The organism is Novosphingobium sp. ZW T3_23 (assembly GCF_044987305.1).
Lineage (GTDB): Bacteria > Pseudomonadota > Alphaproteobacteria > Sphingomonadales > Sphingomonadaceae > Novosphingobium.
The window spans coordinates 14,689-27,747 of sequence record NZ_JBJDRF010000042.1 but is presented as its reverse complement, the minus strand read 5'-3'; the positions used below and the strand labels follow the sequence as shown (position 1 = coordinate 27,747).

Sequence of the window (13,059 nt, the reverse complement as noted above, 5' to 3'; positions counted from 1 at the left end):
GAATTCCAGCCCGTGAATTTCCGAGCGGTGGATTTCAAGTTGCGGTTCCGGGAGCCCATACCTTTGCCGGTCGGGCCCGGTTTGCCATCGCCTGTCGAGTGCCATAGATGTTCGCCATGACGCTTTCCCCACCGCACGATGCGCTTTCCGCCGCCCCGGAAGCCGTGGCCCGGCGCCTGTTCCAGCTCTCCATCGGCGTGTTCTTCATCGGCGGGTTCCTGAGTGCTTCGGTCAGCCTGCTGGTGCCGCAGCTGAGGGCCGTGCTGGCGCTGGACTACAAGAGCGCGCTGCTGGTGCAGCTGGCCTTCCATTCCAGCTACCTGCTCTTTGCCCTGCCCGCCGCGCTTGCCGTCGTTCGCATCGGCTACATGCGTGCGATCGCGACGGGCCTGACGATCATGGCGGCCGGTTGCCTGGCGCTCGCGCTGGCGCAGGGGATGCGGGCGTTCCTGCTGGTTCTCTGCGCGCTCCTGCTGCTTTCGGGCGGGCAGACGATACTCCAGATCGCAGCCAACACCGTGGTCACCGTGATCGGGCCTTCGCGCCGTTCCGCCTTCAGGCTCAACCTGCTGCAAGGCTTCAACTCGCTAGGAACCGTGCTCGGCCCGCTGGCGAGCGCGCCGTTCCTGCTGGCCGAAATCACGCTCAATGCGGGGGCCAATGTCGGGGCAGCCATTCCCTTCATCGCCACCGGCGCGGTGCTGGCCCTGCTTGCGACGCTCTATGCAGCCCACCGGCAGCTCCTGGCGCGATCGCCGTCGGGATCGGGCGACCACCTCCCCCGCGACTGGACGCGGCAGATCCTCTCGGTACTTTCCGATCGCCGGCTGCTGTGGGGGACTTGCGCGATCTTCCTTTATGTCGGCGCGGAAGTGACGATCGGCACGCTGATGACGAACGTGCTGATGCTGCCCAGCCGACTGGCACTGGAGCCCGTCAGCGCCGGGCGGCTCGTCAGCCTCTATTGGGCGGGAGCGATGATCGGGCGGTTCGCGGGCGCCTGGCTCATGACCCGCATCCCCGAAACCCGGCTGCTTCTCTATGCCGCGCTGGCCGCCATCGGGCTGACCGCGGCGGCCGCCGTCCTGCCCGGCCCGGCCGGAGCCGCCACGCTGATCGCGGTGGGACTGTGCAACGCCATCATGTATCCGACGATCTATGCCCTGGCGATGCCGGAAGACAGCGCCAGGGCACCCCTGGCTTCGATGTGGCTCTGCATGGCCGTGGTCGGCGGCGCGATCGTGCCGATCCTGACCGGGACCATGGCGGACGCGGTCGGACTGCTCGCCTCGCTTCTGCTGCCTTGCGTCTGTTACATGGGGATCGCGTTGTTCGCCGCGTTCTGCGTCCGCACGAGAAGACCGGCAGTACCACGGGAGGCACGAACTTGAGCATCGTCACGATCAAGGACGTCGCTGCCCTGGCGGGGGTATCTCCCAAGACCGTCTCGCGCGTGATCAACGGCGAGGCCCATGTGCGGCCGGAAGTGCGGGCGCTTGTGCAGAAGGTCGTGGCCGAGCTGGACTACCGGCCCAATGCCTTCGCGCGCAGCCTGTCCAGCACCCGCTCCTACCTGCTCGGCCTGTTCATCGACGATCCCGTTTCCGGCTACGCCGCCGATGTCCAGCATGGCGCCCTGCTGGGATGCCGCGCGCGCAGCTATCATCTCGTGGTCGAGCCGGTGGATCTCGGCGCTCCGGGCTGGGAAGCGCAAGTGCGCGGCAGCATCTCGGCGCTGCGGTTGGACGGCGCGATCGTTGCGCCGCCGATCTGCGACGAACCCGCGCTGATGGCGGTCTTCGCGGAGGCGGGGCTGCCCACCGTGCTCGTCGCGCCAAGCTCCGCCCCGCCCGCCTCGGGCACGGTGCGCATGGACGATCGCCGTGCGGCGCAGGAGATGACCGAGTACCTGCTTGGCCTTGGCCACCGCCGCATCGGCTTCGCCCAGGGCCCGATCAGCCACAGCGCATCGGCACGGCGCGAGGAAGGCTTCCGCCAGGCCATGGCCTCGGCGGGCGTGGCGGTGGACGAAGCCTGTGTCATGCGCGGCGATTTCAGTTCGCGCTCGGGCATGGAACTTGGGGAGAAACTGCTGGCCATGGCGGATCGCCCGACCGCCATTTTCGCCTCGAACGACGACATGGCGCTGGGCGTCCTGATCACGGCGATGAAACATGGGATCGCCGTGCCCGAGAAGCTGTCGATCTGCGGCTTCGACGACGCGCCGTCATCTCGCGCAGCCTGGCCGCAACTGACGACGGTCCGCCAGCCCAAGGCCGAAATGGCCTCTGCGGCCGTCGACATCCTCGTGAACCCCCAGTTCCGGAAAGATGCCGGAGGCGAGGACTGGCACCTGATGCTGCCCCACGAAGTCGTCCTGCGCGGAAGCACCGGCCCGGCCTGACGACCGGAGTGGGCGGATCTCGTTATCCGCTGACGCGAGCTACCAGCGCGCGCCGGGAGCGCCGACTTCGAACGGACGGGCGTAGGACAGGTCGCCGCGATCGCGGGTTCCCTTGAGGAAGCCCTTCACGGCCGCCGTGTGGAGCCATGAGGCGTCGCCCTGGATCGCGGCCTCCACGGTGGAGCGACGCCACAGAATCCGCCACTCGCCGCCGCGCCGTTCCATCTGGTCCATGTACCGTCCCGCGGCCATCGTGCAGGTCAGGCCGTCTTGCGACAGCAGCGTTCCGATGACGTAGGTTTCGCAATAGGCCGTGTCGCCATCGATCTCGCACGAATGGTTGGCAAGATTGTGCTGGTTCATCGCAAAGAACGCGGCGTGCCCGCGATTGGCCTTGGCGGGATACTCCAGGGCCGGGAACGGCACCGGACCGTGCTCGTCCGCGCCTTCCGGCCAATAGCACCCGGCCGTCAGTTCCTCGTCGTGCCGATCCCGCCCGCGCGATTCCCGAACGATCACGTCGAGAATGTCCTGCCGGTCCATGATATGCTGGACGCTGGCCTTGAGGGCGGCGAGTTCCTGTTCGACATCGATTGCCGGCATTGTTCCGGTCACTCCTCTTGCATCCTGGCCGGGCCGCACTGTGCCGTCAGCGACGGCGCCCCGCCACCCCGCCGGAAGAGGCACCGCGCGGGCGATGCCTCCTCCCTCTTCCTCACGGAAGCCGCGTTTCGGCTTCACCCGCGCGGGACGTCCTGGCCCCCGTGGCGGGCATAGAGCGTCGGCAGGACGAACAACGTCAGCAGCGTCGCCGAGATCAGGCCGCCGATCACCACCGTTGCCAGCGGCTTCTGCACTTCCGCCCCCGCGCCGGTCCCGAATGCCATGGGCACGAAGCCGAGACTGGCGACGAGCGCGGTCATCACCACTGGACGCAGGCGCTGGATGGCACCGCTGCGGGCGGCCTCGGCCCGTTCCATGCCCTTGCGCATGAGGTCCTGGATCGACGAAACCATGACCAGCCCGTTGAGCACCGCGATGCCCGAGAGCGCGATGAAGCCGACCGCTGCCGCAATCGAGAAGTCCATCCCCCGCGCGAACAGCAGGAGCACGCCCCCGACCAGCGCCAGGGGAACGCCGGTGAACACGATCGCGGCGTCGCGAACCGATCCGAGCGCTCCGTAGAGCAGCAGCAGGATCAGGGCGAAGCAGGCCGGAACCACCAGTTGCAGGCGCTCTCGGGCTGAAGCGAGGTTTTCGAACTGGCCGCCCCATTCCAGATAGCTGCCCGGCGGCAGTCGGACTTCGCTGGCGATGGCGGCCTGGGCATCTTCGACCACGCTGCCGACGTCGCGACCGCGCACATTGGCCTGAACCACCACGCGGCGCTTGCCGTTCTCGCGGCTGATCTGGTTAGGACCGTCGACGATGCGGATGTCCGCAAGGCTGGCCAGTGGCACGAAGCGGCCGCCTGGCACCGGCACCTGCAGCTGTTGGAGCAGGCCGATATCGGCGCGCTGCGTTTCGGACAGGCGGATCACCACCGGGAAGCGGCGATCGCCTTCGAAGATCATGCCGGCTTCGCGACCGCCGATCGTGGCGGTGACGATATCCTGCACATCCTGGGCCGTGACGCCCAGCCGCGACAGGGCATCGCGGTTGACGCGAATGTCGAGCATGGGAAGGCCCGTGGTCTGCTCCACCTTGACGTCGGCCGCGCCTTCGGTCCTGCGCAGGACGCCTGCGATCTTCTCGGCCGTGGCATTCATCGCGTTGAAGTCCTCTCCGAACACCTTGACCGCGATGTCGCCGCGCACGCCGGCGATCAGTTCGTTGAAGCGCATCTGGATGGGCTGGGTGATCTCGTAGGCATTGCCGGGGAACCTGTTCAGTTCCTTCTCGAAGCGGGCGACGAGTTCGTCCTTGGTCATGCTCTTGTCCGGCCACTGGTCGCGCGGCTTCAGGATCACGAACATGTCGGTGGCGTTGGGCGGCATGGGATCGGAGGCCAGTTCGGCCGTGCCCGTCTTGGAAAAGACGAACTGCACTTCCGGCTGCTTCGACATCATGCGCTCGATCGGCCCCTGCATGGCCTGGCTCTGCTGAACCGAAGTGGCCGGAATGCGCAGCGCCTGGATCAGCACGTCGCCTTCGTCGAGCTGCGGCAGGAACACCTGTCCCAGCGACAGGAAGGCGGCGATGGCGACGGCACAGCCGACGACGCCGGTGCCTACCGTCAAAGCCGGCCGCTTCATCGCCCTTTCAAGACCCGGTTCGTACCGTGCCTTGAGCCAGGTCATGATCCGGCCGTCCTTCTCCTCCACACGGTTGGAAAGCCAGATGGCGATCGCCGCCGGTACCGCCGTCAGCGAGAGCACGAAGGCAAAGGCCAGCGCCATGATGACGGTCAGCGCCATGGGCACGAAAGTCTTGCCCTCCACCCCGGTCAGCGTCAGCAGCGGCACGTAGACGAGGATGATGATCGCCTGTCCGTAGACCGACGGCCGGATCATTTCGCGCGCGGCCGAAGTCACGGTGGCGAGACGTTCCTCCACGGTCAACAGACGGCCTTTGTGATACTGCCCCTCCGCCATGCGCCGCAAGGCGTTCTCGACGATGATGACGGCGCCGTCGACGATGAGGCCGAAATCGAGCGCTCCAAGGCTCATGAGGTTAGCCGATACACCCACCCTCAACATGCCGAAGCCGGTGAGCAGCATGGTGATCGGGATCACCATCGCCGCGATCAGCGCCGCGCGGAAATTGCCGAGCAGCGCAAAGAGCACGACGATGACGAGCAGCGCGCCCTCGCCCAGGTTCCTGGCGACCGTCCTGATCGTTGCGTTGACCAGCTCGGTGCGGTTCAGCACGGGCTGAACCACCACGTCCGGCGGCAGCGACGCGTTGATCTCCTGTAGACGGTCGGCCACGGCGGTGGCGACGCTGCGGCTGTTCTCACCGATCCGCATGATCGCGGTGCCGACGACGACCTCGGTGCCGTTCTCGGAGGCGGAGCCCATGCGGATCGCCTGTCCGGTCTTGACGGTGGCGACCTGCCCCAGCGTGATCGGCACGCCTTCGCGCGTGGCGATTACGACCTTGGCCAGTTCGTTCGCGTTCTTGACCAGTGCATCGGAGCGAACGGCAAGGCCCTCGCCGTTGCGGTTGACGAAGCCGCCGCCGACGCTGGTGTTGTTGCGCTCCAGCGCCTCGGCTAGATCGCCAAGGGTCACGTTCATCGCGGCCAGGCGCTGCACGTCCGGCACGACGAGGAACTGTTTGGCATAACCGCCGATCGAATCGACCCCGGCCAGGCCCTTGGTGTTCTTGAGCAAGGGCGCGACGATCCAGTCCTGCGCGGTGCGCAGGTAGGTCGCCTTGTCGGTATCGTTGGTCAGGCGTTCGCCTTCGGGCGTGATGTAGCTGCCGTCCGGCTGCATGCCGGGCTCACCGGGGACGTGCTTGTCGTCCTTGCGGTGCTCCAGGCGCACGGTCCACATGTAGACCTCACCCAGGCCCGTGGCGATCGGCCCCATCTCGGGATTGACGCCCGGGGGCAGGCTTTCCTTCACCCCGGTAAGGCGTTCGCCCACCTGCTGGCGGGCGAAGTAGATGTCGGTGCTCTCGTCGAACACGGCGGTGATCTGCGAGAAGCCGTTGCGGCTGAGCGAACGGGTATGATCGAGGCCCGGGATACCGGCGAGCGCGGTCTCGATCGGGAACGAAACCTGCTTCTCGACGAGTTCCGGCGACAGTGCCGGGGCGCGGACGTTGATCTGCACCTGGTTGTTGGTGATGTCCGGCACGGCGTCGATCGGCAGGCGGGACAAGGCGGCGGCGCCGATCACGGCGGCAATGGCGGTCAGCAGCAGGACGAGCCAGCGCTTGTGGACCGCCCAGTTGACGGTTGCGGCAATCATCGGCTCAATCCTCGTGCGCCGCTTCGCCCTTGCCGAGTTCGGCCTTGAGCGTAAAGCTGTTGGAAGTGGCGATCTGCTCGCTGCCCTTCAGACCCGCGCGAACGATCACGGAGCCGCCGGAATTATCGCCCAGCGTTACGGGAACCGCCTGGAAGCCGGTCCTGGTGCGCACGAAGACGACGCTCTTGCCCTCCACGGTCTGGACGGCCGTGCTGGGCACGCGCACCAGGCCGTCGCCGCCTTCACCCGATAGCTGGGCGCCCGAAAGCTGAACAGAGGCCGTCACCGGCTCTCCCACGCGCCATTGACCGGCGCGATTGTCGAGCGTCGCGATGACGGGCACGAGCCGGGTCTGCGCATCGAGCGCCGGGGACACGAAGCTCACTCTGGCCCTCGCCGTGCGCCCGGGGGCCGTGGCGGTCACGAGATTGCCCGGACGTACGCGCCCCGCGTCGGCCGGTTGCAGGTTGAGCGAGAGCGAAACGCGCGACAGGTCAGCGACCCGGTAGAGTTCGGCATTGGCATCGACGGTCTGGCCCAGCACGACGCTGCGGGCGATCACCTGTCCGGAGATCGGCGCGGTAATCCCGAGGCGGTTGAGCCCGCCGCCGCCAACGCCCGCTGCGGAAACCTGTCCCTGCGCCTGGCTGTAGGCGATCCGGGCTTCGGTCGCTGCCGTGCGCGCGGCGATCAGATCCTGTTCGGGCGAGACGCGCTGGGCGAACAGGCGCTGTTCGCGGGCAAGGTTCGCGTTCGCCAGGGCCAGGCGCGCGCGACTTGCCTCGACTTCGCCCCTCAGCATCGCCGCTTCCCGGCTCTCGATCACCGCCAGTATCTGTCCGCGCCCGACCGATTGGCCCAGGTTGTAGTTCAGCGCCACCACGCGCCCGCCGATGGCGGCGGAGACCACCTGCATGCCCTGGGGGTCGCCGTCGATGGTGGCCGGCAATTCCAGCGTTCCCGAGCCACCGACCATCGGACGGCCAAGCTGGATACCCGCCGATGCGATCTGGTCCTGGGTCAGCGTGACCTTGCCTTCCTCAGTGTGAGCGGCCTCGGCGTGAGCGGCCTCGCCCCCAGCCTTCTCCTCCCTGGGTGCGGCATCCTGCGAGCTACCGCCCCCGCAGGCAGCAAGCGCGAGGGACAGCGGCAGCGCGGCGTACATGAGCATATGGCGATTCATGATTCAGTTTCCCCCCTGAGGCGCGACGGCGGGCGCGGTCAGGCGCTCCAGCTGCGCGCGGGCATTCTGGTAGGCGGCAAGCGCATCGATGGCGGCGACGCGGGTCTCGGCCAGCGTGCGTTCCGCATCGAGCAGGTCGAGCTGGCCGAACTTCCCTTCGCGGTAGCCGATACGGGCGATGCGGGCGGCTTCCTGCGCAGCGGCCAATGCCGGCCCCGACGCCGCCCTGGCGAGAGTCGCGGCATTGTCGGCCTCGGCCCGGGCATCGGTGATGGCTTGTTCGATATCCAGCGCGCTGACCCGGCGCTGCGCTGCTGCCTGGCTACGCCGGGCGCTGGCCTGATCGAGGGCGGCACGGCCATTGTCGAAGACCTGTAGCGGAAGCGACAGCGTGAATACCGCGGCAAAGTCGTTCGTGGCTTCCAGGCGCCGGACCGAAGGCCCGACATCCACGTTCGGCACCCGGTTCGCTCTCGCCAGCCGCACATTGGCGTCGGCCACCGCCAGATCGGCATCGGCGGCGGCAAGCGCCAGCGTGCCCTGCGCGGTCATGGGTGCTCCCGGCCCGTAGGATGCCGAGGGAAGCCGGTCCAACAGGCCGATATCGAGCGTCCTCTCGACCGGACGGCCGATCCGCCGCTCGAGATTGGTTCGCGCAGCGCGCGCAAGCCGGTCCTGCCGCTCGACGTTCGTCTCCGCAGTGACGCGGGCAACGTCTGCCCGCTGCTGCTCCAGCGGAGAAGCGCGCCCCGCCTGAACGCGCATGCTGGCAGCCCTCAGCGCATCGCCCGCGATCCGCGCCTGATCGCGGGCCGCCCAGAGCCGGCGCTCGGCCGCGATCGCCTCGACATAGAGCTGCGTCACCTGAAGGCGCACATCCGCGCCGACGATCGCGGCCTGAAGTTCCGTGCGGCTCAGTTCGGCCGAGGCCACCGCGACGCGGGCACTCCGCTTCCCGCCCAGTTCGAGGGTCTGCATGAAGCCGACCGTGGTCTCGCTGCTGCCCAGGCCGTTGTAGGCGCCCGTGCCCGCGATGTTCTCGATCTGCGCCTGCGCGACGGGATTGGGGCGAAGGCCCGCCACCCGGCGGCCGGCTTCCGCCGCCTCGATACCGGCTTCGGCCGCCTCGATCGCCGGGGCACTGCCGCCCGCAGCCGCAACGGCATCGTTCAAAGTGAATGCGTTAGTAGCCACCTGCGCCGCGCGCGGGGTCGCGATGTCCTGCGCCTGCGCAACGGCAACGCACGACGTGGCGGCCAGCAAGGCCGCTATGATCCTGTACATGAAACTGTTCCTGATTGAAGGACGTCAGGCCGCACGCACCGATGCGCGAGTTACGGCCGTTCGGATTCAATCAGGCGATGGGAGGACGCAGATCCGGTCCGGAAATCCAGCGGCCGAGCGCATGCGCTTGGTTGGCACGTACCGGCTCCTTGCGATGGCTCTGAAGCTGGGGAATCAAATCGCGGGACGGCAGGAACGAGGCGCCGCCCTGGCAATTGGAATGATGGTGCGACACGCCTTTGTCGGCATCACCCTGGGATTCGTCCGCGTCTCCGTCACTGTGAACGTAGCCGGAGCATTCCATCGTCACCGGACCGGCGATCTCCGCTGCATGCAACGCCGATGCCGCCATGAAGGATGACAACAGCAAGATCAGCAGGAGAGGCAGGCCCCAACGAGACATGGCCTCCGGCATAAGGGATTTGGCGGGAGGTGTCATCTCCATGTCTCGTGCGGCGCCATGCGGGCTTGTCGCCAGGCCGGAACCGCCTCTGCGAGCACCCGCCAGGCAGAGCGCAGGAAGATCAGCACAATGATCGCGCGCATGGATTGCCGGCAGGACTTCGTAGGTTCTAACGCCAGTCTTTCTCGATTACCGCATGCTCCTGCGCCTCATCGAGAGGATCGCCACGCATCATGTTCTGCGCCGCGGCCATCATCTCGGCCTGCGCCGATCCGGCCTGCCGGTATTCGCTCGTTTGCGCGCCTTCTCCAGCCATGGTCCGTTCGAGCCGCCAGGTGCCTTCCTCTCGGCAGGCAATGCCGGAAGTGGCGACGGCGGTGAAGACACGGCAATAGCCGCCGCCCTGCCTCTGGAAGCTGGCCAGAATGCGCGTGCCGCCGCTCTCTCCGGCCGAAGCCGGCTGACGATCCAGCGTGCGTGCCAGCGAACCCGAGGCGACCAGCCCCTGGCGCGTCTGTCTTATCGGCCCTTCACTCCGGAACTGTCCGCCGAGCATCAGCCCCAGAACCAGCGAGGCGGCCATGGCGAAGGCCATGCGGCGATCGGCGAAAAGCGGCACACGAGGGCCCTTGGCCGCGCGCCTGCCGGCCTTTTCGGCCTCTTCGCGCCGGGTGCGGGCGGCGGCGAGATCGAAGACTTCGGCCGGTGTGGCACGGCCCGTTCCGGTCATGCCTTCTGTCGCGCGGCGCTCGCTGTCCTCGGCGGCGGCACGGGCGATCCGGTCGGTCAGCGCATCGGGCACCGGCTCCTGCGCCACAGGTTCGAGATGGCCACGCAGTGCGGAGCGCAAGGCCCGCTCCGCTTCCAGCCGACGGGCCAGGGCGGGATCGGCGGCGACGGCCGCTGCCACGCGCGCCGCCTCTTCGGGCGGCAATTCGCCATCGGCCAGTGCCATGAGCTCTTCGGGGGTCACGCTCATGCGGTTTCTCCAAGTTCCTTCAAAAGAGCCTCGCGCCCGCGGCCGAGGCGGGATGTCAGGGTGCCCTGCGGAATGCCGATGATCTCCGCCGCTTCCTTGTAGGCGAAGCCCTCGACCAGCACGAGCACCACCGCTTCCCGCTGCTCGGCGGGGAGACGGGCGAGCGCGCGGTCGACATTGCGCAGCTCGACACGGTTTTCCGCATCGCGGTCCCCGGCCACGCCCACATCGGTGCCTTCGTCCTCGTGCACGAAGGTCTGTGCGCGGCGGCTGCGGGCCCTGGTCTCGTCGATCCACTGGTTGCGCATGATCCGGTACACCCAGGCATCGAGCCGCGTGCCTTCCTGCCACTGACCGCGCGCCACCAGTGCGCGCTCGACGGTGGCCTGGCACAAGTCATCGGCATCCGCCGCGTTCTGTGTCAGCCCCCGTGCGAAACGCCGCAGGCGTGGCAGCAATGCCGTCAATTCGTTGCAGAAGTCCTGCGTGCTCATCGAAATATCGTTTCCGTGAGGATGAAACGTCCCGATGGCACCGTTTCATCCTTGAGCGCCACCGATTTTTGCTATGGGAACGAAGGATGGGTCGACGGTCTGAAATATGCGGGGGTCTGGCAGGGCTGATGCTGGCAGCGCTGATGCTGGCCGCGCCAGCCGCTCCGGCCGGAGCGCAACTGGGTCTGCCGGGCGGGCTCGATCCGCTCGGCGCGATCGATCGCGCGCGGGCGAGCGTATCCGGAAGCGTGTCGGGCACTGCGCAGGACGTGGTCGACCGTTCGCTGTCCGGTGTCTCCACGATTGTCGGGGATACCCGCCAACTGGCGCAGGACCGGCTGGGCCGGCTGCGCGATTTCGTGGCGGCCCGGCATGACCGCGTGGATTGGGACGACCGCCACGAACCGGCCCGCGCGGGCGAATTGCTGCTGCTCGATCCCGATGCCCAAGGCCTTGCGCAGGCAGCAGGCAAAGGCTTCGCGCTGATCGAACAGGGAGAGATTGCGGATCTCGGCATTGCCTATGCCCGTCTTGCGACACCGGCAGGGCTGCCCCTCGCCCGCGCCATTGCCGACTTGCGCCGCGCCTTGCCGGGCCGCGAGATCACGGCGGACCAGTTGCACTTTCCCTCGGGCGCGGCGGCGCCGGGAACCGGTAGGGACACCGGGGCAAATGCCGCTGCCGTAAAGTTGCCCAAAGGCGGCACGGTTGGCGTGATCGATGGCGGAATTGCCGGTTCGGACCGGCTGGCGGCACAAGGCGCCTTCGCGGCGGGCGCGCCGAAAGCGAGCGACCATGCCTCGGCCATTGCCTCGCTGCTCAAGGGGGCAGGTACGGCGCGGATCTATGGCGCCGATGTTTATGGCGCCGATCCGGCGGGCGGCAATGCGCTGGCGATTGCCCGCGCGCTCGGCTGGATGGCGGCGCAGCGGGTGCCGGTGGTCTCGATCAGTCTGGTCGGGCCTGCCAATCCGCTCCTGGCGCGTTCGGTGGCGGCGGCGCGGGCAAAGGGCATGGTGGTGGTCGGCGCCGTGGGCAATGACGGCGCCGCGGCGCCCCCGGCCTATCCGGCCTCCTACCCCGGCGTGGTTGCCGTTACCGGCGTCGACGGACGCGGGCGCGTGCTGATCGAGGCAGGCAAGGCCGCCCATCTCGATTATGCGGCGCCGGGCGCGGACATGACGGCGCTGGTTCCGGGCAAGGGACGCACCGGGCTACGCGGAACCTCGTTCGCCGCTCCCCTCGCCGCCGCGCGTATCGCCGCGCGGATGGGGGCCGGCAGAGACGTTGCGGCGGCCCTGAAGGCCACCGACGGCGAAGCTCTGTCGCCTTCGCGGCGGACCGGGCGCGGGGTGCTCTGCATGGTTTGCCGAACCGGCGGATGATCGCGGTCTGAAGTTTTTTCGCCGGACCTGCGGATGAAACCGGAAAGGCCATCCGTTTCTCTCTCAGACCCACCGCAAGGCGCTCGGGCGCGGCGGCGGAGGGAACGAGTAGAGGAAAGGAACCCGAACGATGAAGAGCATCACTCTCAACAAGGCGACCCTCGGCGCGGCTCTGGCGGCCGTCGCCGTCGCCATGGCGCCCGGCACGGCACAGGCTCAGCTTCTCGGCGGCGGTGGTATCGGTGGCAGTCTGGGCGGAAGCCTGGGCGGAGCGCTGGGCGGCTCGTTCGGCACCGGCTCGGTCGGCAGCACGCTGGATGGCATGGGCAGCGCAGCAGGCGACATGCGCGCCAGCCGCAGCGCGCGTTCGGCCACGGCATCGGCTTCCGGCCGGGGCAACGGCCGCGCCGACAAGAAGGTGACGGCGCCTGCGGTTTCCACGCCGGATTCTTCCGGCGCAGGCAATGATGCGCGCGGCACTGCCGGCAACCTTGCCAGCTCGGCAGTCTCAGGCGCAACCTCGCGGGCCGGCTCGGCGCAGGGCACGCTGAATTCGCTGGCCGGTAACGCAGCCACGTCAGGCAGCGGTGCGGCCTTGGGCAGCGCGAGCCATGCGCCATCAGGCACGAACGCCAACGGCTCCGCCTCGGGCAGCGGCGCGTCCAGCGGCACTCTCGCCGCCCCGGCGCTGCCCGATGCCACCGGCGCGGCTTCGCACCTTGCCGGGACCGCCGGATCCGCCCGTGATACGGCCGTCGAGCACGCATCCAACGCGGCGTCTTCGGCGCAGGACACGGCTTCGACCGCCAATGCACAAGGCTCAACGGCCGGCTCAGGCACGGCGTCGAGCGGGGGGCACAGTGCCACCGCATCGGGCGCCGCCGCAGGTTCAGGTTCCGCCAGCGGCGGCTCGATCAGCCTGAACGCTTCGGCAAGCGGGAACTGACCACAGCGCCCGGCCCCGCGAAAGCCCAGCGTGGCTTTTGCGGGGTCGGGCGTCATCGCGC

Annotated in this window: 11 protein-coding genes; 4 read left to right on the top strand and 7 right to left on the bottom strand. The window is 68.3% G+C overall.

The window, feature by feature from the left end:
- Positions 1-107: 107 nt before the first annotated feature.
- Complete coding sequence (locus ACI3K3_RS18570; protein WP_404916336.1) at positions 108-1,391, top strand: MFS transporter; 1,284 nt, start codon at positions 108-110, stop codon at positions 1,389-1,391.
- Complete coding sequence (locus ACI3K3_RS18565) at positions 1,388-2,404, top strand: LacI family DNA-binding transcriptional regulator (protein WP_404916334.1); 1,017 nt, start codon at positions 1,388-1,390, stop codon at positions 2,402-2,404. Before ACI3K3_RS18570 ends, ACI3K3_RS18565 begins: the two co-directional genes overlap by 4 nt.
- A 39-nt stretch (positions 2,405-2,443) precedes the next feature.
- On the opposite strand, the gene ACI3K3_RS18560 is transcribed toward ACI3K3_RS18565, so the two are convergent.
- From ACI3K3_RS18560 to ACI3K3_RS18530, 7 genes are all read right to left on the bottom strand, one after another.
- On the bottom strand, positions 2,444-3,007 hold the full coding sequence (locus tag ACI3K3_RS18560; RefSeq protein WP_404916332.1) for a nuclear transport factor 2 family protein: 564 nt from the start codon (positions 3,005-3,007) through the stop codon (positions 2,444-2,446).
- Positions 3,008-3,141: 134 nt separating this feature from the next.
- Positions 3,142-6,324: an efflux RND transporter permease subunit gene (locus ACI3K3_RS18555; RefSeq protein ID WP_404916330.1), complete on the bottom strand. Its 3,183-nt coding sequence runs from the start codon at positions 6,322-6,324 to the stop codon at positions 3,142-3,144.
- A gap of 4 nt (positions 6,325-6,328) precedes the next feature.
- Positions 6,329-7,507 carry an efflux RND transporter periplasmic adaptor subunit gene (locus tag ACI3K3_RS18550; protein WP_404916328.1) on the bottom strand — a complete coding sequence of 393 codons (1,179 nt, stop codon included), beginning with the start codon at positions 7,505-7,507 and terminating at the stop codon, positions 6,329-6,331.
- Positions 7,508-7,510: 3 nt separating this feature from the next.
- A complete protein-coding gene (locus ACI3K3_RS18545) occupies positions 7,511-8,791 on the bottom strand; it encodes a TolC family protein (RefSeq protein ID WP_404916326.1) in 1,281 nt (426 codons plus the stop codon).
- A gap of 70 nt (positions 8,792-8,861) precedes the next feature.
- Positions 8,862-9,236 (bottom strand): hypothetical protein, encoded by a 375-nt coding sequence (locus ACI3K3_RS18540; protein WP_404916324.1) that lies wholly within the window; start codon positions 9,234-9,236, stop codon positions 8,862-8,864.
- Positions 9,237-9,363: 127 nt separating this feature from the next.
- The gene (locus tag ACI3K3_RS18535) at positions 9,364-10,173 is read right to left on the bottom strand and encodes an anti-sigma factor family protein (protein WP_404916322.1); all 810 of its coding nucleotides are present in this window, start codon (positions 10,171-10,173) and stop codon (positions 9,364-9,366) included.
- The gene (locus tag ACI3K3_RS18530) at positions 10,170-10,667 is read right to left on the bottom strand and encodes an RNA polymerase sigma factor (protein WP_404916319.1); all 498 of its coding nucleotides are present in this window, start codon (positions 10,665-10,667) and stop codon (positions 10,170-10,172) included. The genes ACI3K3_RS18535 and ACI3K3_RS18530 overlap by 4 nt, the downstream gene beginning before the upstream one ends.
- 128 nt (positions 10,668-10,795) lie before the next feature.
- Here ACI3K3_RS18530 and ACI3K3_RS18525 point away from each other — a divergent pair, with 128 nt between their 5' ends.
- On the top strand, positions 10,796-12,052 hold the full coding sequence (locus ACI3K3_RS18525; protein ID WP_404916316.1) for a S8 family serine peptidase: 1,257 nt from the start codon (positions 10,796-10,798) through the stop codon (positions 12,050-12,052).
- Between the two features lie 130 nt (positions 12,053-12,182).
- Positions 12,183-12,998, top strand: coding sequence for a hypothetical protein (locus ACI3K3_RS18520; RefSeq protein WP_404916314.1), 816 nt, complete (start codon positions 12,183-12,185; stop codon positions 12,996-12,998).
- Positions 12,999-13,059: the final 61 nt, after the last annotated feature.

Coding starts and splice junctions, on each gene's coding strand:
- ACI3K3_RS18570 (WP_404916336.1), top strand. CDS start 108: ATGTTCGCCATGACGCTTTCCCCACCGCACGATGCGCTTTCCGCCGCC.
- ACI3K3_RS18560 (WP_404916332.1), bottom strand. CDS start 3,007: ATGCCGGCAATCGATGTCGAACAGGAACTCGCCGCCCTCAAGGCCAGC.
- ACI3K3_RS18555 (WP_404916330.1), bottom strand. CDS start 6,324: ATGATTGCCGCAACCGTCAACTGGGCGGTCCACAAGCGCTGGCTCGTC.
- ACI3K3_RS18550 (WP_404916328.1), bottom strand. CDS start 7,507: ATGAATCGCCATATGCTCATGTACGCCGCGCTGCCGCTGTCCCTCGCG.
- ACI3K3_RS18545 (WP_404916326.1), bottom strand. CDS start 8,791: ATGTACAGGATCATAGCGGCCTTGCTGGCCGCCACGTCGTGCGTTGCC.
- ACI3K3_RS18540 (WP_404916324.1), bottom strand. CDS start 9,236: ATGGAGATGACACCTCCCGCCAAATCCCTTATGCCGGAGGCCATGTCT.
- ACI3K3_RS18535 (WP_404916322.1), bottom strand. CDS start 10,173: ATGAGCGTGACCCCCGAAGAGCTCATGGCACTGGCCGATGGCGAATTG.
- ACI3K3_RS18530 (WP_404916319.1), bottom strand. CDS start 10,667: ATGAGCACGCAGGACTTCTGCAACGAATTGACGGCATTGCTGCCACGC.
- ACI3K3_RS18525 (WP_404916316.1), top strand. CDS start 10,796: ATGCTGGCAGCGCTGATGCTGGCCGCGCCAGCCGCTCCGGCCGGAGCG.
- ACI3K3_RS18520 (WP_404916314.1), top strand. CDS start 12,183: ATGAAGAGCATCACTCTCAACAAGGCGACCCTCGGCGCGGCTCTGGCG.